We start from the raw sequence: 224 nt of genomic DNA on the forward strand, positions 1-224 counted from the left end.
CAGCGTGACGGTGGACGTGGATAAAGACAAGAAGCGCTACAACAACGGTACCGACAGTTATACCTTCACGGCGACGGTGAAGGATGGGCACGGCAATCTGGTGGTGGGTCAACCGATCGACATTGACTGGCAGACCGACGCAAAAGCTGACGGGTTAAAACTGACGAAACAGAGCAATCCGGTGAGTAACGCGCAGGGGCAGGTCACCGCGACCTTAACCAGCA

At 55.8% G+C, this 224-nt stretch carries 1 protein-coding gene; it reads left to right on the top strand.

Annotated elements, in window-relative coordinates:
• Nucleotides 1-224, top strand: a 224-nt coding sequence (locus ACGF49_RS25370) for an Ig-like domain-containing protein (protein ID WP_387493597.1), incomplete at both ends; no start/stop codon positions are given.

It is taken from the genome of Photorhabdus sp. RM96S (assembly GCF_042879335.1).
Classification (GTDB): domain Bacteria; phylum Pseudomonadota; class Gammaproteobacteria; order Enterobacterales; family Enterobacteriaceae; genus Photorhabdus; species Photorhabdus kayaii.